Source organism: Desulfovibrio intestinivivus (assembly GCF_053570665.1).
On sequence record NZ_JBRBQT010000002.1, the window covers coordinates 25,194 to 47,474 of the forward strand.

Sequence of the window (22,281 nt, forward strand, 5' to 3'; positions counted from 1 at the left end):
GTCGCGGGCTTTCCCTGCAAAGATGGCCGGGTTTCAGCTCAGTGCGCAGAGCCGTAATCGGGCACCCGATGCCCAAACGATAGTAACGCCCCGCCCTGCGGCGGGCCGCCCCCTAAGCGGGATAAAGGAGTCTTATGTACGTTTTTGCCTTTGCCCTTCAACTGGTGGCCCTGCTGGCCGCACTTGGCGGCTGTGGTCTGGCCCTTCTGCAATTGTGGCAAAACCGGGAAGACTCCCTCGCCGTGGTGGAAAAAGCCCACCTCGTTATCAGCGGCGCGCTCTTGCTGGCCTCGGCCCTGCTGCTGCACGCCCTGTTCTGGAACGACTTCAGCGTGGCCTACGTTGCCAGCTATACTGACCGCGTACTGCCCGTATTTTACCGCCTCACGGCCTTCTGGGCCGGGCAGCCCGGCTCCATGCTCTTCTGGGCGCTGGCCGTGGGCCTGAGCGGCAGCGCCTTTGCGCTCACGCGGGCCTACAGAAACCTCAGCCGCCCCACGCGCCTGTGGTACTGGAGCTTTTTTTACATCATCATGGGCTTTTTTGCCCTTATCCTCACCAGCTGGAGCAATCCCTTTGTGCTGCAATCGCCTGTTCCGGCAGACGGCAACGGCCTGAACCCCCTGCTCCAGAATCCCGGTATGATCTTTCATCCGCCGTTGCTGTTCCTTGGTTACGGCGGCTTTGCCGTGCCCGCCTGCCTGGCGCTGGCCCAGTGTCTTTCGGGGCAGAGCAGCAGCGAAGGGTCCTGGTTCCGCCTTTCGCGGCCCTTCATCATTCTGGCGTGGCTGTTCCTTACGGCGGGCATAGTGCTCGGCGCATGGTGGGCCTACATGGAGCTTGGCTGGGGCGGCTACTGGGCATGGGACCCTGTGGAAAACGCCTCTCTGGTGCCCTGGCTCATCGCCACGGCTTCGCTGCATACCCTGATTGTTGAAGACCGCCGGGGCAAGCTTGGGCGCGTCAACGTTGCCATGATGGTGCTCACCACGGTTTCTGCCTTTTTTGCCACCTACCTTGTGCGCAGCGGCGTTATTGATTCCGTCCACGCCTTTGGCGACGGCAGCGTGGGTACGCCCCTGACCATCTTTGTGCTGGGCGGCCTTGTCATTGCCCTGTGGATTCCCTTTGCCTCGCCCAAAACCGGCAAACCCCTTGCCGGGCTTGAAAGCCGCGAAGGCTTTCTGACCCTTGTGGCCTGGGTGCTGCTGGCGCTTGCCGTGATTATTCTGGTTGCCACCATGTGGCCCGTCATCAGCAAGTTGTGGTCTACCGCGCCGCGCGGCCTTGACGCCCGCTTCTACAACCGCGTGTGCCTGCCCCTCGGCGCGCTGCTGGTGGTGATGATGGCTGCCTGCCCCTGGCTCGGCTGGGGCGGGGGCCTGCGCAACAAGAAGGGCTTTTTTGCCGTGATCGGGGCCTTTGTGGTCAGCGCCGGGGTTATCTGGGCGCTGGGCTACCATCAGCCCACGGCCCTGCTGGGCGCTTCCGCCGCTGTGGCTATCGTGCTTGGGGCCGTCATGCTGCTGGCAGACAAGGCCAACCGCTCGCAGCCTGTCACCATCGGGGCGCTGGGCGCGCATATCGGCATGGCGCTGGTCGCCATCGGTCTCTCCTTTTCCGGCCCGTACACCACTGACCGCGAAATGATCCTCGCCAAGGGCGAAAGCAGCACCGTGGGCAGCTATACCGCCACCCTGCTCGAACTGGGCGAGGGCCGCCGCGTTGACCATGAATTCATCGTCGCGCGGCTGGAAATCTTCAAGGACGGCAAATCCATCGGCATCGTCGCGCCGGAACGCCGCCTGTACGACAAGTTCGGCACTATGCAGTTCTCCGAAGTGGACGTGATCCCCGGCCTTGGCAACGAAGTCTACGCCTCCCTGCTGGGGCTGGACGAAAGCTCCAGGGTTGTGGTCAAGGTCAGCGTTGAGCCGCTGGTAAACTGGCTGTGGATCGGCGGCACCATCATGTGCCTTGTGCCGCTTGCTGGCCTGCGCCGCCGCAAGAATCCCGCGCCGGAGTCGGACAGCGAGAACAGCGCGGCCTAGCCGCAGGAGGCCCCTCTTGCTGGAACTTGTGCGCGTTGCCAAGGTCTATGGCGTCAAGGTCGTCTTTAAAGACGTAAGCTGCGCTCTTGCTGCGGGCAGTGTCTCGCTGCTCGTGGGCGGCAACGGCGCGGGCAAGAGCACCCTCATGCGCATCATGGCAGGGCTTTCCCGCCCAAGCGCTGGCGCTGCCAACGTGGCAGATCAGGCCCGCGTGGGCTATCTGGGGCACGCTACCTTTCTGTATCCCGGTCTCACAGCGGTGGAGAATCTGGCCTTCTGGCGCGACGCCTACTGCCTCAAGCTGACGCGTGACGATATCATGGCAGGGCTGGCCCGCGTGGGGCTGGAAGCCCACGCCCACGAGCGAGCGGGCGTGTTCTCGCGCGGCATGGCCCAGCGTCTGAACTTGGCGCGGGTGCTCATGCAGGCCCCGGACGTGCTCCTGCTGGACGAACCCGGCACAGGGCTTGATGTGGCTTCGCTGGCTCTGCTGCGGCGAGAAATCCTTGCAGCGCGCCAGCGCGGGGCATGCGTGGTGCTTATCAGCCACGATCTGGCGGGCGATGCGCCCCTGGCCGACAGGCTGCTGGCGCTGGAACACCGCAAGCTGGCTTATGATGGCTCCCCCGCAGGATTTGGCGGATTTGCCCCGGTGGAAACCTTGGCTGGCGCTGCCGCAGAGGCTTCTGAACGCGCGCAGGGAGGCCCCGCATGCTGCGCCTGATGTTTGCCATGACCCGTAAGGATCTGGCCCTGACGCTGGCGCGTGGCAGCGGGCTGGTGCAGGCCTTGCTGCTCGGGCTTTTGCTGCTTTTTGTCTTCAGCCTGTCGCAGGGCATTGGCGAGCGTATGGCTCCTCAGGGCGCTGCGGCTGTGTTCTGGATAAGTTCCGCTTTTTGTCAGGTGCTTATTTTCAACCAGCTCTATGCGCTGGAAGAAGTTAACAATTCCCGCCTCGGGCTTTTGTTGTGCCCCGCCCCGGTGCAGGCCGTATGGCTTGGCAAGGGCTGCGCGGGGCTTGCCCTGCTGGTGCTGGCGCAGGTTGTTTTTCTGCCAGCGGCGGTTGTCTTTCTGGGGCAGGATCTCAGCGGGCCATTGCCCGAGGCTCTGCTGGCCCTTGTGCTGACGGATATCGGCATGTGCGCCCTTGGCTCCCTGCTGGGGGCGCTGGCGCAGGGGCAGGCCGCCCGTGAATCGTTGCTGAGCATTGTGCTTTTTCCGCTGCTGACGCCGCTTTTGCTGGCGGGTATCAGCGTGGGGGCGCAGGCGCTCGGCGCGCCCAACCCGGATGGCCCGGGGGCGTGGCTCGGCGTAGCCGCCGCCTTTGACGCCGTTTTTCTGGGTGCCGGGCTTTTGCTGTTTGGATACATCTACGCGGGGGATGAGTAATGCCCAAGTGTTCGGCGTTGCCGCAGATTCTGGCCCTGCTGGGGGGCGTTGCCTTTGCCGCCTGTCAGTGGCTTGTGTTTGCCTATGCCCCTGAGGAAGTGACCCTGGGGCTGGCGCAAAAGATATTTTACATCCACCTGCCCATGTCGTGGTGGGCACTGGTGAGTTTTTTTGTGGTGTTTGGCGCTTCTGTAGCCTACCTGTGGCGGCGTAATCCCGCTGCGGACAGGCTGGCTGCCGCCGCCGCAGAAGTGGGCGTGCTGCTGGGCGGCCTTGCGCTGGTCACGGGCATGCTCTGGGCGCGCCGCTCGTGGGGCGTGTGGTGGACGTGGGATCCGCGCCTGACCACAACCCTGATCATGTGGTTCGTGTACGCGGGCTATCTGGTTTTGCGCGGGCTTGACCTGCCGCCGCAGCGCCGCAATACGGTGTGCGCCGTGGTGGGCGTGGTGGCCTTTCTGGATGTGCCGCTGGTCTTTATGTCGGCGCGCATCTGGCGGTCGATCCATCCGGCTGTTTTTGGCAGCAAGGGCGGCGGGCTGGAGCCTGAAATGCGTATTACCGTCATGGCCTGCGTTGCCTGTTTTGGCCTGTTGTGGGCGGCCCTGGTGTGGCTGCGCAAGCGTCAGCTTGATCTGCGCGACCGCCTTGACGCGCTGGCGCAAAATCGGCTGAATGCCTGATATTTCGGCCCGTAACTGAAATCATTCACTCCACCCGGAGGAACTATGGATACACTGACATGGGTAATCATGGCCAATGCCGCCGTGTGGATTGGCATTGGCTCGTATATGGCTTTTCTGGCGGCTCGCCAGCGTTCACTGGCCGCGCGCCTTGCCCAGATGGAGATGCTCAATCATGACTGATACGAAAAAAAGCAACCTTTCCGCCCGCATACTCATTATCGCGTTGGCTGTTGCGCTGGCTGTGATGCTTGGGGCCTCGCTCAAGGCGCGCTTCCAGAATCCGCATCTCACTGTGGCGGCCCGTCAACAGCAGGGCATGGGCGGGGGCGAAGCTGGCGAAGATGCCCAGACCGTGGGCAAGCTCATGCGTCAGGTTGCGGAAAATCCGCAGGATCTCGGCGCTCTTATTCATCTGATCGAGCACCTTGTGACCGCGCAGAACTGGGATGCGGCAGAAACCTTTGCCCAGCGCGCCGTGACCATGGACGTGAGCAATCCCAAGCCCCTGTACCTGCTTGGCGTAATCCAGCACAATCAGGGCCGCCACAAGGAAGCCGCCGAAGCCCTTGAGCAGGTTGTGAAGATCAAGGACGAAGCCTCCGTGCGCTACAGCCTCGGCGTGCTGTACATCTATTTTCTCGAAGACCCCAAGCGCGGTGCGGAACACCTGCGCGCGGGCCTGACCGACGCCACCGCCAGCGAAGAACTCAAGGCTGCCATCAAGCAGGAACTGGAAAAAGTCCCCGCAGTGCAAGAAGCCCAGCCCGCCGCAGCCAAGCCCGATGCCAAAGCAGACGCCAAGGCGGACAAGAAAGCTGACAAAAAGGCAGACAAGAAAGCCGCCAAGTAAGGCTTTTCTGCCAGCCAGAAATTAAAAAGGCCGCTGTGGAACTGCTCCACAGAGGCCTTTTGGTGTTTTGAATGGCCTTGTTAGCCACCCCTGATAGTAGAATAAAAAATTTAGGGGGTGGGGGTACGGGGGAGGAGACCCTTTTTAGAGGGTCCCCCCCCCCCCGCAAAACTCTCGCCTAGCTGTTGTAGAAGTTGATCAGGCAGCCATTGAGGATGATCTTGCGTTCATCACTGGTCAGTTCCTTGAGCGCAAGGCTGATCTGCTGAGCCTGTCCGTCTTCGCTGGCAACGTAGCCGGTGAAGGTGGGGTCGGCGTTCTGCACGGCGCTGCGCACGTTGGGCACCACAAGCCAGTCGCCGACCTTCAGGCTGTCGGCCAGCGAGGGATCAACGATAAAGGGCAGCATGCCCCAGTTGATAAGGTTGGAGCGGTAACGCTTGGTGGCGTATTCCACGGCCATGTTGGCCCAGCCGCCCAGCACTTTCTGGCAGGAAGCCGCCTGTTCGCGGGCCGAACCGTCGCCGGGCTTTACGGCAAAGATTGTGGAGCCAAGGCCCACCTGCTTGAGGTCGGCTGCGCCCTGCAATACATCAAGACCGCACACGGCAAAGAGCCCCCGCGCCTTGGCAAGCAACTCCGCATCGGCGGGATTGGCGAGGCGGGCGGCTTCCATGGCGTTAACAGCCTTGGCGCGGCCCACATAAGCGGGATCTTTGCGGGAAAGCGTGTATTCCGCCAGTTTGAGCGGGTTGGAGCGCAGAGACGAAGTTTCGCCGGAGGGAATCAGCTCGTCCGTGGTGGTGACGGGGTCGGTGATCACGCTTACCACCTGCAAGAGCAGATGTTCGGGCAGGGGGCTCATGCTCGGCCAGTCGGCAATGTTGGGGCCGCGCACGAGCTGGGCTTCGGGTTCCGCCTTGCCAAAGCCGTTGTACACGCGGCTGTGGTAGATGAGCGGCTCAAAGGAGTAGGAAAGATCGACATTGGCCAGCGCGGGCGCAGACCAGTCAAGCTCGGTTGCCGGGGTAAGGCGGCCGCCATTGGCCGCAGTGGCGGCGATGGAGCGGGCGTCCATGAGGGCCACCGTGGAGACCTGCCCGTTGGAAGGCTTGGAGCCTTCGCGGTTGGGGAAGTTGCGGGTGGTGTGGCGGATGGAGAGCGCCCCGTGGGCCGGGGTATCGCCAGCGCCGAAACAAGGGCCGCAGAAGGCCGTCTTCATCACTGCGCCTGCAAGCATGAGCTTGGCGGTTGCGCCGTTTTTGACGAGCGCAAGGCCCTGCGGTTCGCTGGCGGGGTACACGGCCAGATTGAAGGCCTGATTGCCCGTGGATTTGCCGTCCAGGATGGCGGCAGCCAAGGCGATATTTTCAAAATTGCCGCCAGCGCAGCCAGCAATAATGCCCTGATCCACCCACACGCCGCCATCGCGCACCTTGGCGCGCATGTTCAGGCCCTTGGCCGCATCGCCAAACTGGCGTTGGGCTTCGGCTTCCACTTCGGCCAGCAGCTCGGCCCCGTGCTTGGCAACTTCGGCCACGGGGTACACGTTGCTGGGGTGGAAGGGCAGGGCGATCATGGGCACAATCCTGCTCAGATCAACGCGGATAAGGCCATCGTAGCAGGCCGGGCCTTCAAGCCGCAGCTCGGCGTAGTCGCCCGCGCGGCCGTGCATGGCCATGTAGTCGCGCACCTTTTCGTCCGTGGTCCAGATGGACGACAGACAGGTGGTTTCCGTGGTCATGACGTCAATGCCGCAGCGGTATTCCACGGAAAGACCCGCCACGCCGGGGCCCATGAATTCCATGACCTTGTTCTTCACAAAGCCGTTTTTGAACACCGCGCCAATGATGGCGAGGGCCACGTCCTGCGGGCCAACGCCGGGGCGGGGCGCGCCCTCAAGCCACACAACCACCTTTTGCGGATTGGTCACATCGTAGGTCTTGCCAAGCAGCTGCTTGACCAGTTCCGGCCCGCCTTCGCCAATGGCCATGACGCCCAGCGCGCCGTAGCGGGTGTGGCTGTCTGATCCAAGGATCATGCCGCCGCATTTGGTCATCATTTCGCGCACATACTGGTGGATGACCGCCAGATGCGGGGGCACAAAGATGCCGCCGTACTTGCGGGCAGCGGAAAGACCGAAGAGATGGTCGTCTTCATTGATGGTGCCGCCCACGGCGCACAGGCTGTTGTGGCAGTTGGTCAGCGCGTAAGGGACGGGAAATTCCTTGAGGCCGCTGGCGCGGGCCGTCTGCACAATACCCACATAGGTGATGTCGTGCGAGGCCATGGCGTCAAAGCGGATGCGCAGCACGTTGTCGTCCGTGCCGGTATTGTGCGCCGCCAGAATGCGGGCGGAAAGACTGTTCTTGCGGGCGGCTTCGATATCCACGCCCTTGTCGCGGGCTTCTTCAGCCATGCTTATGCCGTTGGCGTCAATCACCACAGAACTGTTCACAATTTCGATCATGGCAGACCTTCAGGGGTTTGCGGGTCGCTGGCGCGACGCGGGTTAGCGAGCTTGCGCCGTGGCCAGTTTGAGGCCAAAGGCTATGAACACAAGGCCAGTGCAGCGCTGCATCCACTTCTGGAAGCGGCTGTTCTCAAAGATGTGCCGGATGCGGCCCAACATATAGGCCAGCGGCACATACCAGAACAGACACAGTCCAGACATGATGCTGCCCAGGGTGAGAAACTGCGGGGCAAGCGGTGCGTGGGGATCCATGAACTGGGGGAGAAAAGTCAGAAAAATCAGCACAGCCTTGGGATTCAGCGCATTGGTCAGAAAGCCCTGGCCGAAGAAGTGCAGCCATTGGCGCAACGTCAGACGTTGCACTGACCGGGCGGGATTCGGCTCCTGCGCCGTTTTAACTACCGCCGCGCTTACTGGCTGGCCAGCGCGTTGCCCTGCGCGTATGGCCTGAATGCCCAGCCACACCAGATAGGCCGCGCCCACATATTTGAGGATGCTGAACCACAGCACGGACTGGGCGATGATGGCCGAAATGCCCAGCATGGCTGCCGTGGTGTGCACACAGATGCCAAGGGCCACGCCCACTGCCGCGGCCTGCCCCTGCGGGCGACCATTCATGAGCGAAATTTTGGCAATAAGCGCAAAATCCGGCCCCGGCAACATTACCAGAATGGCGGCCATGGGCACAAAGAGCAGCAGAGTATCCAGTGAAATCATGGTGTAGTCCTTCATTCAAGCCAGAGCAGGAGAAATAAAAGGAGTACCTTGCGGTTGCGCCCGTCAGTCGGTTGACCTCCGAACAGAGCCGTAAAGACACTCCTTTTCTTCATATTCTACCTTCAAGAATATGCATCTGGCCGGGCAATTGGCCGTATGACTAGCCATGCAGCTGGCCCGCGCAGCATGCAGAAGTAAAGCCCGTAACCTTTCGGCTACGGGCTAACATATCTCTACAGATTTGCACCTATGATTTCGCCGAACTCCACGCAGCCCACAGTGCGCGAGCCGGGCACCTGGGCGGCGAGATCTTCGGTCACGGCCTTGGCGGCAATGGCCTTGCTCACGGCATTGCGAATGCGCTCGGCTGCCTTGGGCACGCCGATGTGTTCAAGCATCAGCGCGCCGCACAAAATGACGCTGCCGGGGTTGGCCTTGTCCTTGCCCGCAATGGTGGGGGCAGTGCCGTGGGTGGCTTCGTAAAAGGCCAGGGTGTCCGACATGTTGACGCCGGGGGCCAGCCCAAGGCCGCCCACCTGCGCCGCCAGCGCGTCAGAGATGTAGTCGCCGTTGAGGTTGGGCGTGGCGAGAATCTGGTACTGCTCGGGGCGCAGCAGGGCCTCCTGGAACATGGCGTCTGCAATGCGGTCTTTGACCACCAGACGTCCAGCCACGGGTTCCTTTTCCGTGCAGGTCAGGTCGCCAAATTCCTGCGCGGCCACATCGTAGCCCCACTGGCGGAAGGCGCCTTCGGTGAACTTCATGATATTGCCTTTGTGCACAAGGGTGAGGCTCTGCTGCTTCTGGTCCAGGGCAAAGCGAAGGGCGCGACGCACCAGACGCTTGGAGCCAGCCTCGGTCATGGGTTTGATACCCACGGCGGCGGTGTCGTCCACCTTGTTCACGCCCAGTTCCTCGCGCAAAAAGGTGATAAGCTTGCGGGCCTCGGGAGTCCCGGCGGCAAATTCCACACCGGCGTAAACGTCTTCGGTATTTTCGCGGAAAATGACCATGTTGACGCGCTCGGGGTGTTTGACGGGAGTTTCAAGCCCTTCAAAGTGACGCACCGGGCGGATGCATGCGTAGAGATCAAGCCCCTGGCGCAAAGCCACGTTGAGGCTGCGGATACCCGTGCCCACGGGGGTGCCGAGGGGGCCCTTCATGGCAAGCTCTGCGCTACGCAGGGTCTGCATGGTTTCTTCCGGCAGGGGAGAGCCAGTTTCTTTCACGGCCTTGTCGCCCGCCAGCAGCTCTGTCCACTCCAGATTGATGCCGGTATTTTCGGCAGCAAGGGCAGCTTCAATGACAGGGCGCGCGGCCTTCCAGATTTCGGGGCCAATGCCATCGCCTTCGATCCAGTAGATTCTCTTGTTCATGGAATTTCCTTACCTTAGTCGTTGTCGCTGTCGTCTGCTGCCGCCACTTCCTGCTGGAGCGCACGGGCGCGTTTGAGGAGCAGTTCAAGCTGGATGTCCACGCCAATGACGCCCACGATGTTGTCCTTGTCATCCGTCACCGCGCATGAAACGGTGATGATGAGTTTGCTCGTGAAGTGCGACTGGTACACATCCATGATGTGCAGGTCGCCGGTTTTCATGGGCATCTTGAACCATTCGCGCTCCGAAAAATCGTAGCCGATGGGCAGAGCCTCGTAGGTTTCCTTGTAGACCGGGTCGGTAATGGCCGAGCAGCGCAGCTTGCCCTGGTCGTCTGTGAGGTAGCAATACTGGATAAAGGGGAATTCGCGCACAAATTCGTCAAGCCGCGCGCAGGCATGCTTGCTGAGATCCAGCAGATCCTTGCTGCGGGCAAGGCGAATGATGATGTTGGCCGAAAGTTCGCCAGCCAGCTGCTTCATGTGGTCGTATTCGGAGGCGAAGAGTTCGGGCATAAAGCGCTGCACCAGGGCTTCCATTTCTTCGTGCGAGAAGCTGGTGGTGCGGCCCGTTTCTTCGTACACGGCCATGATGGCATCGTATATCTGGCCCACGGCAGGGTGCTTTTTGGAGACCTGCTGGTCGTTGGGCAGATTGAGGTTGGCGTTGATCCAGTAGGCAACGCCCGCGCGGCCCGTCTTGTCGGTAATGATGATGGGCACCGGGCGGCCAAGCAGATGCTTGGTGTCGAAGATGTTGTATATCTCTTCGTTCTTGGCCAGGCCGTCGGCGTGCACGCCCGCGCTGGTGGCGTTGAAGTCGCGGCCCACAAAGGGATAGTTGTGCGGAATGCGGTAATGCAGTTCTTTTTCAAAGAAATCGGCAACTTCGCTCAGAATCGTGGTGTCTGCGGCGGCATCGTCGCCCGTAAGCGAAATGTATTCCACCAGCAGGGCTTCCAGCGGTGTGTTGCCCGTGCGTTCGCCAAAGCCGAACAGCGTGCCGTTGACCGCGCCGCAGCCGTAGAGCCATGCGGTAACGCCGTTGACCAGCACCTTGTGGAAGTCGTTGTGTCCGTGCCATTCAAGCCACTGACCGGGAACGCCGGCCTCGTCCGTAAAGCAGCGCACAATGCGCTGCACCGAGCGGGGTAGCGCCGCGCCAGGGTAGGGGACGCCGTAGCCCATGGTGTCGCACAGGCGGATTTTGACAGGCATGCCGCTCTGGCGCGAAAGCTCCATGAGACGTTGGGCCAGGGGCAGGCAGAAGCCGTAAATATCGGCTCTGGTCACGTCTTCAAAGTGGCAGCGGGGGATGATGCCCCATTCCAGCGCCTGCTCGGCCATGCCCACATACATGTCCATGGCCTGCTGGCGGGTTTTGCCCAGCTTGAGAAAAATATGATAGTCCGACACGCTGGTGAGCATGCCGGTTTCGTCAAATTCCATGTCGCGCGCAAGTTTGAGGTCTTCCTTGGTGGCGCGTATCCAGGCGGTCACACGCGGAAAGCGGTAGCCTCTGGCGCGGCACACATCAATGCACTTGCGGTCTTTGGCCGAGTACAGAAAAAATTCCGAAGCCGTGATGAGTCCGGTTTTTCCGCCGAGTCGGTGCAGAAAATCGAACATCTTTGCCACTTGCTTGACCGTATAGGGGGGGCGGGCCTGCTGGCCGTCGCGAAAGGTCGTGTCGGTAATGCGCATTTGATCTGCCGGTCGGGGGGACAGCAGAACCTCGTCAAACGAGGTGCGGCAAACGCTGGTGTAAGGGAAAAGCTCACGGTAGAGCTGCGGTTTTTCCGGCTCCTGCATGACCAGGGTACGGCTGCCTCCAGTTTGGTGAATAATGTTGCTCATTGGGTGTCCGCCCTGCTAGCGCTATGCGCGTGGTAAAAATTGTTGCCGTAAGCCGCTAAGATAGCGGTTTATAGCCCTTGCGTCCAGTATATCTGGCGCTGCGCCCCCGGCGGCACTTGCCAGAAGGCCAAAAATAAAGGAATGTCTTTGGCTGCAAGCGCGGCGGTCTATGGGAGAGCGGACGCGCTTTTTCTGAAGGAGCGGGCATGTCTGATTGTGTGCGCTACCCGGCGCCGGGTTGCGTGGTGGAATATATGGAAGGCAATGCCGTGCAGATTGCCCTGGTCACTGAAGAGGTCGGGGGCAGGCTGCGGCTGCTGTTGCCCAACAGAAGGGAAACCCGGCTCAATTCTTCGCGCCTGCTGCCCTGGATAGGGCCCATGCACGGGGCGGATATGGGGCGGGAAGACGCAGTGCGCGTGCTTGAAGCGCACAGACAAAACCGCGAAGATATGGCCGTCCAGATCCCCGTCATGGACGTGTGGGAACTCGCCCAGGGCGAGGTGGAAGCGGCCCCGGCAAGCTGGTTTGCCGAGCTTTTTGAAAGCGACCCCACCACCGATCATGTGGCTGCCTATGGCCGCGCCCTGCTGGCCTGCAAAAGTCATTTTCGTTTTCAGCCCCCGGATTTTCAGGTTTTTTCTGCCGACATGGTTGAAAAACGCATGGCCGAGGAGAAAATCCGCCTTGAGCGCGAATCGCTCATTGCAGGCGGAGCCGCCTTTCTGCGCCTTCTGTGGGATGTTGCCTGCCGCAAGCGCGAGCTGCCCCAGCCCCCGCGCGAGGGCGCTGCCCTTGGCGAATGGCCCTCGCAGGAAGTGGCCGAGCGCCTGGAAGAAGTTCTTTTTTCCCGCATGATTGATCCTGAAAGTCAGGAATGGGAAAACATCTGGCGCACCCTGAGCAAGGGCATGCCGGATGTGCCGCATCTGCCCCTGCAACTGCTGGTGGCCTGGGGCAAGGTGCCGCCGCACTATAATTTCTGGCTTGACCGCGCGGGCTATGCCTCGGGCGACACATGGTGGCAGGCCTGCGCCGATGAGGTAGACTCCCTTGCCGCCGCAGGGCGCGACCCCCAGGCAGTCCTTGCCAAGAACGGACAGCCAGGCAGTCTTGATGTTTGCGATCTGCCCTGCATCAGCATAGACAGCGCAACCACGCGCGACGTGGACGATGCCTTTCATGTGGAGGCGGAGGGCGACGGCTGGGCCCTGACCCTCATGCTGGCCTGCCCCTCGCTGTTCTGGAATTTTGGCGGGCCGCTGGACAAGATGGTGCTGCACCGCGGCACCAGCATCTATCTGCCGGAAGGCGACTGCCACATGCTGCCCGAAGTGCTGGGCACGGACGCCTACTCGCTGCTGGCGGGCCAGACGCGTCCCGCACTGAGCGTGCTTGTGCATGTGGCGGCGGACGGCACCCTTGGCGAGTGCGAGATTTCGGTTGTGCAGACCAGCCTTGCCGCTAACCTGACCTATGTGGACAGCCAGGCCGTGCTTGACGCGCAGGCCGCAGGCGAACCCCTGCCGCAGAACGCGGCCACGCCCTATGCCGAACAGCTGCGTCTGGGCCTTGAACTTGCCCGTCAGCGGCAGACCGCCCGCATCGCGGACGGCGCGGTGATCATGGACAGGCCCGACCCTGTGATACGTCTTGAGGGCGAAGGGGCAGATGTGCGCGTGGAAGTTGGGCTGGATTATCAGGCCTCGGACGCGCAGATGCTGGTGGCGGAAATGATGATCCTTGCCAGCGCCGCTGTGGCCCAGTGGGCCGCGGACCAGGGCGTCGCCATGCTGCACCGCGTGCAGGATGTGGCCCTGCCCAGAGAATACGCGGGCATCTGGACGACGCCGCAGGACATGACGCGCATCATGCGCGCGCTCACGCCCTCAGGCCTTGAGGTGCAGGCCCGGCCCCACGCGGCCCTCGGGCTTGCGCGCTACACCCCTGTGACCTCGCCGCTCAGGCGTTATCCCGATCTTGTCAACGAAGAACAGTTGGTGCATTTTTTCCGTACTGGCGCGCCGCGCTGGACAGAAGCCGAGCTGACAGACCTGCTCAACGTGCTTTCGCCCGCACTGGACGCGGCGGGGCAGGTGCAGCGCTTCCGCCCGCGCTACTGGAAGCTGCTCTTCTTCCGCCAGAAGGGCGACAAAGTCTGGTGGAACGGCGTCATCACTGAAGAAAACGATGCTTTTATTACCGTGAGCCTGCCTGACCAGGGTATGTTTGTACGCGGTAAAAGGCGGCTTTTTGACGAGCGCTCGCACCCCGGCCTTGCCGTGGATGTGCGTATCGGCAAGGTGCAGCCCCTGTATAATGAAATCATGATTCTGGAAGCGGTTACGGCGGGCTAGACCAGCCTTTCGCTTCAGTCGGGCTGCGTCCCTGCTTGGCATGCGCGCCGACAGGTATTTGCGCTGCCATGTAAGATTGTGTTTTTAAGAGGACTTTTGGGGTTTGCGGGCATATCTGCCCGTATTTTCAGAGGCTTGCAGCGGAGAATTATATGCTGGAAGTATTGTGGATTGCTCTGGCCTATGTGCTTGGTTCTGTGCCGTGGGGCCTTGTTATCGCCAAGACCTTTTGCCGCATAGACCCGCGTGAAAGCGGCAGCCGCAGCACCGGGGCCACCAATGTGGCCCGCCTGTGCGGCTTTGGCTGGGGTGTGGCAACCCTTGCGTGCGACGTCTGCAAGGGGGCTGTGCCCGTGTGGCTGGCCTTTCGCATCAATCCCTCGCCCGTATTTGTGAGCGTGGTGGGCCTGGCCTGCGTGCTTGGGCACGTTTTTTCGTGCTTCATGAAGTTCAAGGGCGGCAAGGCTGTTGCCACCAGCATTGGCGTGTTCCTCCCCCTGGCTTTCTGGCATCTGCTAGCGGCCTCGGCCCTGTGCTGCCTTGTTATCTGGCGCAGCGGCTTTGTTTCGCTGGGTTCGCTCACGCTGGTCGTGGCGCTGGCCGTGGCGCTGGCCGTTACCGGCCAGTGGGCCTGGCTGCCTTTGGCCCTGTGCGTGTGCGCCGTGGTGGTCTGGAAGCACAAGGAAAACATCGCCCGACTGCGTGCAGGAACAGAAAACAGCTGGCTCAAGGGCAAGCATTCGGAAAAACAGGAAGACAAGGGATAGCCTGGCTTTCCCGCAGATTTCGGCAATGTTGCGGCCCTCTGTGCCGCCATTGCCACAGCCACAAGCGCCCCTGGCCGCAAAGTGTTTTTGCAGACCAGAGGTGAGGATGGGGATTGCAAAGCCCCTTCCTGATGCCATTATCAAGGAGTTTCTCTCATGGCGCATGCGGATTTTCCGGCCTATCGCGGCCGCATGGAGTATGTTTGTCTTGACTGCGGCGCGCGTCATCCCGGCGACAGCCTGCTGTACACCTGCCCGCAGTGCGGCGGCGTGTTTCTGCTGGAAAACCTGGATTTCGACAAACTGAAAGAACGCAGCGGCGCAGAGTGGCGCGAGCTTTTTGACGCCCGCTCCGCCAGCCGCAGCACCGCGCTTCGGGGGATATTCCGTTTTTACGAGCTGCTTGCTCCCCTGCTGGACGAAGACGATATCGTGTATCTGGGCGAAGGCATCACGCCGATTATTGAAGCGGCCCCGGCCCTGCGCGACCGCGTGGGCGTGCCCTTTGCCTACAAGAACGACGGTCAGAACCCCAGCGCGTCCTTTAAGGATCGCGGCATGGCTTGCGCGTTCAGCTACCTCAAGTGGCTGTGCCGCCGCAACAAATGGGACGAAGTGCTGACCGTGTGCGCCTCCACTGGTGATACCTCGGCGGCGGCGGCCCTCTACGCCTCGTATGTGGGCGCGCCCCTCAAGAGCGTGGTGCTTCTGCCCCACGGCAAGGTGACGCCCCAGCAGCTTTCGCAGCCGCTTGGCAGCGGAGCAACCGTGCTTGAACTGCCCGGCGTGTTTGACGACTGCATGAAGGTGGTCGAGCTGCTGGCAGAAAATTACCGCGTGGCCCTGCTCAATTCCAAGAACAGCTGGCGCATCCTCGGGCAGGAATCCTACGCGTATGAAACAGCCCAGTGGTACGGCTGGGACATGACTGATCTGTGCCTCTTTGTGCCCATCGGCAATGCGGGCAACGTCACGGCCATCATGTGCGGATTTTTGAAAATGCTGGAGCTCGGCATCATATCCTCGCTGCCCCGCGTGTTCGGCGTGCAGTCAGAGCATGCCGACCCGGTGTGGCGTTATTACGATGCGCCCAAGGATGCCCGCCACTGGCAGCCCGTAACCGTCACGCCCAGCGTGGCGCAGGCCGCCATGATCGGCAACCCCGTTTCCTTCCCGCGTGTGCGCAAGCTGGCGGAGGTATTTATCGAAAAGGGCGGCGAAGGGGCCTTTCAGGTGGTGCGCGTGACCGAGCAGCAGATCATGGACGCCATGATTGTTGCCAACCGTCACGGCCACATTGCCTGCACCCAGGGCGGAGAATGCCTTGCGGGCCTCATGAACGCCAAGGCCTTTGGCCTGATCAGCGACAAGGAGCATGCCGTGCTTGACGCGACGGCCCATGCGCTCAAGTTCGCTGGTTTTCAGGACATGTATTTCAACGACTCCTTCCCGCCGGAATACGGCGTCACGCCCGACAAGAGCCTGGCCAACAAGCCGGAACTGCTCCTGCCCGAAAGTGCCCGTCAGGGGCGGGAAGTGGCCGAATTTGCCCGCATGGGGGCGGATGCCGTGGCTGGGCGACTTTCTTTACAAAAAAAGTAAAGTTTATATTTTAGAAGCCGATAATCAAAGAAGCGGCAGCGCAGATCTGTTGCGCTGCCGCTTCTTTTTTGCTGTGCGGAATGCCGCCCCTGCTCTGGTACGTAGATTGCGTGGTATTTGAAAAAATAGCCGCGTTGCGGGCTGCATGGCGTGATCTCTTGGGGAATTATCATCCTCCCGAAATGGGAGGTGCCGCATATGAATCACCAAGGATCAATGTGCTAAGATGATAAGTTTATTACGCAAAGGATGTTTTTATGTTTTCACGCAGTATCAGAACTGCCATGTTGCTGGTCATCAGCATTGTGGTACTGGCGGTGCAGTCGGCTCTGGTTGTTGTCGTAACGCGCATGGGGGATGAGGCGAACCTTAAGGCGAGCACTCACGAAATGGATCTCACCGCGGACACGGTAAGCAAATCCCTGGGCGATTTTGGAACACAGCTCAGCATGTTCATAAACGGAGTTTCCAAACCACCGAGACTGCGTGAATTTCTGCTTACGGGCGAAGACAAAAAAGGCGCGGAAGTTTTTCTTGCCGCCATGTCGCAAGCCGCGCCCGAAATAAATACGCTCTATCTGTTTGATGCCTCGGGCAAGCAGGTTATTCTGTGTGCTCAGGGTAAACTGGGCAAGGTTAACGATCTGGCGGAGCGCGAGTATATAAAGACCGCACTAGCCGGGAAGGCGGGTTACAGTTCTGCCCCGCTCAGGAGCATTGCCACGGGCAAGCTCATAGTCAGCGTTACTACGCCTATTTTTGACGACAAAGGAAAAGTGGCTGGAGGTGTTGGCATGTCCTACGACATAGACACCCTGACCAAAAACCTCAAGGGCATAACCATAGGTAAAACTGGCCGTGTCATTGTGGTTTCGCCCGAGGGCGTTGTGATCAGCCACGTGGACAGCGAGCTTATTCTCAAGGATATGGCCGGGGAACCGGGCGTCAGCGAAATGGTCAAGGCTGATTCCGGCAATGGCGTAGAATTTATGCGTAACGGCGAGAAACGCATGCTGGCGTGGGATGTGGCTCCCAACTGGAACTGGCGCGTGGGCGTGACAGTAAGTCGCGATGAAATTGAAGCTCCTGCCCATGAGCAGCGTAACGTTATGCTGGTGGTGGGCTTTATCACTATCCTGTCTCTGGTGGGCATTTGCCTGTTTGCGCTGGACAAGGTGGTTGTGCGCCCCTTGCGGCAGTTGCAGGCTTTTGCTTCAGACGTTGCGGACGGCAATCTTGAGTCCTCCCTGACGATCAACCTGCGCAATGAAATTGGCCATCTGGCTGACAGCCTGCGCAGCATGGTAGGCAGTCTCAAGGCCAAGATCGCCGAGGCTGATGAAAAAAGCCGTCTGGCGCAGGAAGAATCGGAACGCGCCGCCAGTGCAACAAAAGAAGCTGAAGCCGCCCGCATGGCTGCCGAACAGGCCAAGGCCGATGGCATGCTGCATGCCGCCACCGAGCTTGAAGGCGTGGTGGAGGCCGTAACCACGGCTTCGGAAGAACTTTCGGCCCAGGTGGAACAGGCCAGCCGTGGTGCTCAAAGCCAGACTGCCCGTGTGGGCGAAACAGCGACCGCCATGGAAGAAATGAACGCCACCGTGCTTGAAGTGGCGCGCAATGCCGGGCAGGCGGCGGAATCCGCCAAAACCGCCAAGAGCAAGGCAGAAAGCGGTGCCGATGTGGTGGCCCGCGTGGTAAAGGACATCAGCCGCATCCAGACCAGCGCTGTGGAACTGAAAACGGAAATGACCTCGCTCGGCAAGCAGGCCGAGAGCACGGGGCAGATCCTGGGCGTTATTTCGGACATTGCCGACCAGACAAATTTGCTGGCCCTCAATGCCGCCATTGAAGCGGCGCGCGCTGGCGAAGCCGGGCGTGGATTTGCCGTGGTAGCCGATGAGGTGCGCAAACTGGCGGAAAAAACCATGACCGCCACCAAGGAAGTGGGCGACGCCATCCGTGATATCCAGAACGGCACCCGTAAAAACGTGGGCAATGTGGAACAGGTTGTAGGCATGATTGACACCGCCACCACGCTTGCGAGCACCTCGGGCGAGGCCTTGAACGAAATTGTGGAACTGGTGGACGCCACGGCCCAGCAGGTGCAGTCCATCGCCACTGCTGCGGAAGAACAATCCTCCACCAGCGAAGAGATCAACCGCTCCATTGAAGACGTGAACCGTATCTCGCTTGAGACCAGCTCCGCCATGCAGCATTCTGCCGGGGCGGTTTCAGAAATGGCCCAGCAAGCCCAGGTGCTGCGCGGGCTTATCAGCAGTATGAAATCCGGAAACTAGCCAGTGATGATGGAGAACAGCGGCGGGCATGCCCTGCCAGGCTGAACTTGTTGCTGAAGTGTTTTAAAATCAAGCTTGACGTCTGACTGCAAGCGGCTCCTGCTCACGTGGGGGCCGCTTTTTTCATCTTCGTTTTGCCGCCGCCACATGGCGCACGTGCAGATATTACTGTTAATTATTTTAATATCAGTGTTAATAAATGTAGACATATGTGAACGTGACGTGAAGGAATCAAGATTCAGATAACAATGAATTATCAGTTATTTCAGGTAATAATCGTAAAATTAAATATCTTGATATATTGGAACATATATTGCAAATGCCTTCCATTTGATGTTTTTAGCAAGATCGCAGTGGACAGTCTGAATCGAAATGATCTGTTTTGCAGTGAGGAGGCTAGTTTATGTCGGTACGCAGCATCAGAATGGCAATGATGCTTCTTGTGGGCGGGGTGGTATTTGCGGTGCAGTCAGCCCTGATTGTCGTGGTCGCCCGCTACAGCTATGAGGCCAGCCTGACGTCAAGCGTAGATCAGATGCGCCTTCTGGCTGGCACCATCGCCAAGTCGCTGGGCGACTTTGGCGAGCAGCAGCAGATGGTGCTACACGGAGCCGTACTGCAACCTGCCCTCAAGGAATATTTGCGTAACCGGCACGATAATGGCGAGGCCGCAGGTTTTCTCTCGGCCATGTCGCGCTCGGCAGACGAAGTAAACTCCTTCTTTCTGTTTGACACGGAAGGCACCCAGGTGATCAATCGTGTTCACGGCAAGGAAGGCAGCCTCAAAAATTTTGCTCACCGCGAGTACATTCGCGAGACCTTCAAGGGCAAGCCCGGCCTGAGCGACACTCCGTCAAAGAGTGCGATCACGGGCAAGCCCATTGTGGGCGTTGCCGATGCCATAGTGGACGACAGCGGCAAGGTGCTTGGCGGCGTGGGCATGGCCTATGCTATTGATGGCCTGATGGAAAAATACATTAACGACATTCACCTGGGTAAAACGGGCTATCCGTTTATTGTTGCGCCCACGGGCGTCATGGTCGGGCACCCTGACAGCGAGCGCGTACTCAAGGATGTTTCCAAGGAAGAAGGCATTGCCAAGATTCTTGCCACGCCTTCAGGCGTGGAATCCTTTACCCGTGACGGCGTGGTAAAAATGCTGGCGTGGGCGCCGGTTCCGGGCTGGAACTGGAAGGTTGTCATTACCATGGATCGCGCGGAGATTGAGGCCTCGGCCAACAGCCAGCGCAACCTCATGGTTGGCGCGGGTTTTGCCGCAATTCTGCTGCTTGTGGGCATTACCCTGCTGGCCCTTGAAAAGATAATCGTCAAACCCCTGCAAGAGCTGGAATCCTATGCCCGGTCGGTGGCGGCGGGTGAGCTTGACCGCAGCCTGACCCTTGTGCGGCGTAATGAGATTGGTCATCTGGCAGACAGCCTGCGCAGCATGGTGGGCAGCCTTAAAGACAAAATAGCCGAAGCAGACGGAAAAAGCCGTCTGGCGCAGGAAGAATCAGAACGCGCAGCCAGCGCAACAAAGGAAGCCGAAGCCGCCCGCATTGCCGCCGAACAGGCCAAGGCCGATGGCATGCTGCATGCCGCCACCGAGCTTGAAGGCGTTGTGGAGGCCGTAACCACGGCTTCGGAAGAACTCTCTGCCCAGGTGGAACAGGCCAGTCGCGGCGCTGAAAGCCAGACCGCGCGCGTGGGCGAGACAGCCACGGCCATGGAAGAAATGAACGCCACCGTGCTTGAAGTGGCGCGCAACGCCGGGCAGGCGGCGGAATCCGCCAAGGCCGCCAAGAGCAAGGCTGAAAGCGGCGCGGATGTGGTGGCCAGCGTGATAAAGGATATCAGCCTTATCCAGACCAGCGCCGTGGAGTTGAAATCGGAAATGACCACGCTCGGCAAGCAGGCCGAGAGTACTGGGCAGATTTTGGGTGTTATTTCGGACATTGCAGACCAAACCAACCTGCTGGCGCTCAATGCCGCCATAGAAGCGGCGCGCGCAGGCGAGGCCGGGCGAGGGTTTGCCGTGGTTGCTGACGAAGTGCGCAAACTGGCGGAAAAGACCATGACCGCCACCAAAGAAGTGGGCGACGCCATCCGCGATATCCAGAACGGCACCCGCAAAAACGTGGGCAACGTGGAGCAGGTAGTGGGTATGATTGATACCGCCACCACGCTTGCGGGCACTTCCGGCGAGGCCCTGCATGAAATTGTGAATCTGGTGGACGCTACGGCCCAGCAGGTGCAATCCATCGCCACCGCCGCGGAAGAACAGTCTTCGACCAGCGAGGAGATCAACCGCTCCATTGAAGACGTGAACCGTATTTCGCTAGAAACCAGCTCCGCCATGCAGCATTCTGCCGGGGCGGTTTCAGACATGGCCCAGCAGGCCCAGGTGCTGCGCGGGCTTATCAGCAGTATGAAATCCGGGCATTAGCCGCCCGGCTGTAAGTACCAATATGGGGGGGGCCTTGCCGCATGGCAGGGCCCCTTTTCATATGGTTTTTCCGGGTCAGCTTTTTGGGCTGCCCACAGAGGCTTGCAAAAGAACAGAGCATCAGTAGTGTGGAAAAAACACCAGCAACCCCGGAGGCTCCATGCGGCAGACTACGATCATTGCTCTTTTGTTCATGCTGCTGGCGGCGACTGCCAGCGCGGCAGATTACAAGGACGTAGCCTCCGGCGTGCGCTATACGCACATCGGCGACTACAGCGTTGAACGGCTGAACAAAATTCTTACGTCAGAAGTGGCGACCTTCAGCAATTTCAAGATGCAGTACCCGCAAGCCGCCAATGGCGTGAGCCTGTACAAGGTGCTGTATACAACCATGATTCCGGAACAGGGCAATCGGCCCACGCTGGCTTCCGGCCTTGTGGCGGTGCCGCAAACTACGCAAAAAAAGCTGCCCGTGGTCTCATATCAGCACGGCACGGTATTTACCCGCACGGCAGTGCCCTCCCGCCCCGAGGAATCGGACGAAACACGCATTGTCACCGCGCGGCTGGCGGGGAACGGCTATGTGGTGATAGGCGCGGACTACATCGGCAAGGGTGATTCCACAGAGCCGGACAGCTACATGGTGCGCGAGTCAACAGTGCAGGCCTGCATGGATATGCTTTTTGCCGCCCGAGCGGTGCTTGCTGATCTGGGTATTGAAGAGGATTGCCTCTATCTTAGTGGCTGGTCGCAGGGCAGCTGGAGCACCCAGCAGTTCCGCCATCGGCTCGAATCCCTGAACATGCCCGTCAAGGCGGCGGCAACGGCGGCTACGCCAGCCGATCTGTACCTGTTGCTGACCCGCTGGATAAACAACCCCTCAGCGCTTGACGCCACGTGGCTCGCTGGCAGCGTTATTCTGTTTACCTATTCCTACGCCTACTATTACGACATGCCCGGCCTGCCCCAGACCATCATCAAGCCAGAGTATCAGGCTGTTTGCCGTGATTTCTACGAGAACAAGATCGGTTGGGAAGAGTTGCAACCGCAGATACCCGCCAAGATTGCCGACCTGGTGCAAGAGGAAGTTATGGCGCAATCCTCGGCGGGTATGGATACCTTTTTTCGCAGATTGCGAGACAATCAGGCCTTCATGTGGCGCTCGGCAACGCCTTGCCGCTACTATTACGGCAAGGTGGATGAAGTCATGCCGCCCTATGTGTCCACCCTTGCCGTGGGCTACACCATCACCGCAGGGGGAGCCAGGGCTGAAGCCGTGTATGCTGGCGACACCGCCGACCACCGAGGTGGGTTTTTGTATGGAGTGGGGGATCAGAAGGATTTTTTTGACAGCAAACGCTAAACAGCTCTTTTGCCCGCTGGCTGCATCAGAAAGCTTTGCCTGAGAGCA

The 22,281-nt window shown here is 60.1% G+C and carries 16 protein-coding genes; 12 read left to right on the top strand and 4 right to left on the bottom strand.

What is annotated here, in order from left to right:
* The first annotated feature begins 134 nt into the window (after positions 1 to 134).
* Genes ACUZ9P_RS14500 through ACUZ9P_RS14525 form a run of 6 tightly spaced genes read left to right on the top strand, consistent with a single transcriptional unit; the run spans position 135 to position 4,976 of the window.
* Positions 135 to 2,051 (top strand): heme lyase CcmF/NrfE family subunit, encoded by a 1,917-nt coding sequence (locus ACUZ9P_RS14500; RefSeq protein WP_449250281.1) that lies wholly within the window; start codon positions 135 to 137, stop codon positions 2,049 to 2,051.
* A 16-nt stretch (positions 2,052 to 2,067) separates the two neighbouring features.
* Entirely contained in the window at positions 2,068 to 2,775 is a 708-nt protein-coding gene (locus tag ACUZ9P_RS14505; RefSeq protein WP_449250282.1) for an ABC transporter ATP-binding protein, read from the top strand.
* On the top strand, positions 2,763 to 3,440 hold the full coding sequence (locus ACUZ9P_RS14510) for a heme exporter protein CcmB (protein WP_022659956.1): 678 nt from the start codon (positions 2,763 to 2,765) through the stop codon (positions 3,438 to 3,440). The genes ACUZ9P_RS14505 and ACUZ9P_RS14510 overlap by 13 nt, the downstream gene beginning before the upstream one ends.
* Positions 3,440 to 4,123 carry a cytochrome c biogenesis protein gene (locus ACUZ9P_RS14515; RefSeq protein ID WP_449250283.1) on the top strand — a complete coding sequence of 228 codons (684 nt, stop codon included), beginning with the start codon at positions 3,440 to 3,442 and terminating at the stop codon, positions 4,121 to 4,123. The genes ACUZ9P_RS14510 and ACUZ9P_RS14515 overlap by 1 nt, the downstream gene beginning before the upstream one ends.
* Positions 4,124 to 4,168: 45 nt before the next feature.
* On the top strand, positions 4,169 to 4,306 hold the full coding sequence (locus ACUZ9P_RS14520) for a CcmD family protein (protein ID WP_022659954.1): 138 nt from the start codon (positions 4,169 to 4,171) through the stop codon (positions 4,304 to 4,306).
* Positions 4,299 to 4,976 carry a tetratricopeptide repeat protein gene (locus ACUZ9P_RS14525; RefSeq protein ID WP_449250284.1) on the top strand — a complete coding sequence of 226 codons (678 nt, stop codon included), beginning with the start codon at positions 4,299 to 4,301 and terminating at the stop codon, positions 4,974 to 4,976. The genes ACUZ9P_RS14520 and ACUZ9P_RS14525 overlap by 8 nt, the downstream gene beginning before the upstream one ends.
* A gap of 178 nt (positions 4,977 to 5,154) precedes the next feature.
* On the opposite strand, the gene ACUZ9P_RS14530 is transcribed toward ACUZ9P_RS14525, so the two are convergent.
* From ACUZ9P_RS14530 to ACUZ9P_RS14545, 4 genes are all read right to left on the bottom strand, one after another.
* Positions 5,155 to 7,446, bottom strand: coding sequence for a hydratase (locus ACUZ9P_RS14530; protein ID WP_449250285.1), 2,292 nt, complete (start codon positions 7,444 to 7,446; stop codon positions 5,155 to 5,157).
* Between the two features lie 42 nt (positions 7,447 to 7,488).
* Complete coding sequence (locus ACUZ9P_RS14535; RefSeq protein WP_298998274.1) at positions 7,489 to 8,166, bottom strand: LysE family translocator; 678 nt, start codon at positions 8,164 to 8,166, stop codon at positions 7,489 to 7,491.
* A gap of 233 nt (positions 8,167 to 8,399) precedes the next feature.
* Positions 8,400 to 9,542, bottom strand: coding sequence for an NADP-dependent isocitrate dehydrogenase (icd, locus tag ACUZ9P_RS14540; RefSeq protein ID WP_298998276.1), 1,143 nt, complete (start codon positions 9,540 to 9,542; stop codon positions 8,400 to 8,402).
* A gap of 14 nt (positions 9,543 to 9,556) precedes the next feature.
* The gene (locus ACUZ9P_RS14545; protein WP_298998278.1) at positions 9,557 to 11,398 is read right to left on the bottom strand and encodes a triose-phosphate isomerase; all 1,842 of its coding nucleotides are present in this window, start codon (positions 11,396 to 11,398) and stop codon (positions 9,557 to 9,559) included.
* 206 nt (positions 11,399 to 11,604) lie between these two features.
* On the opposite strand from ACUZ9P_RS14545, the gene ACUZ9P_RS14550 reads away from it, so the two are divergent.
* From ACUZ9P_RS14550 to ACUZ9P_RS14575, 6 genes are all read left to right on the top strand, one after another.
* Positions 11,605 to 13,755 (top strand): ribonuclease catalytic domain-containing protein, encoded by a 2,151-nt coding sequence (locus ACUZ9P_RS14550; protein ID WP_449250286.1) that lies wholly within the window; start codon positions 11,605 to 11,607, stop codon positions 13,753 to 13,755.
* A 152-nt stretch (positions 13,756 to 13,907) separates the two neighbouring features.
* On the top strand, positions 13,908 to 14,522 hold the full coding sequence (gene plsY / locus ACUZ9P_RS14555) for a glycerol-3-phosphate 1-O-acyltransferase PlsY (protein WP_298998282.1): 615 nt from the start codon (positions 13,908 to 13,910) through the stop codon (positions 14,520 to 14,522).
* A 156-nt stretch (positions 14,523 to 14,678) separates the two neighbouring features.
* Positions 14,679 to 16,124 carry a threonine synthase gene (thrC, locus tag ACUZ9P_RS14560; protein WP_449250287.1) on the top strand — a complete coding sequence of 482 codons (1,446 nt, stop codon included), beginning with the start codon at positions 14,679 to 14,681 and terminating at the stop codon, positions 16,122 to 16,124.
* 257 nt (positions 16,125 to 16,381) lie between these two features.
* The gene (locus ACUZ9P_RS14565; RefSeq protein ID WP_449250288.1) at positions 16,382 to 18,424 is read left to right on the top strand and encodes a methyl-accepting chemotaxis protein; all 2,043 of its coding nucleotides are present in this window, start codon (positions 16,382 to 16,384) and stop codon (positions 18,422 to 18,424) included.
* Between the two features lie 403 nt (positions 18,425 to 18,827).
* Positions 18,828 to 20,870, top strand: a complete 2,043-nt coding sequence (locus ACUZ9P_RS14570; RefSeq protein ID WP_449250289.1) for a methyl-accepting chemotaxis protein — start codon at positions 18,828 to 18,830, stop codon at positions 20,868 to 20,870.
* A 160-nt stretch (positions 20,871 to 21,030) separates the two neighbouring features.
* Positions 21,031 to 22,233 (top strand): alpha/beta hydrolase family protein, encoded by a 1,203-nt coding sequence (locus ACUZ9P_RS14575; protein WP_449250290.1) that lies wholly within the window; start codon positions 21,031 to 21,033, stop codon positions 22,231 to 22,233.
* Positions 22,234 to 22,281 lie beyond the last annotated feature (48 nt).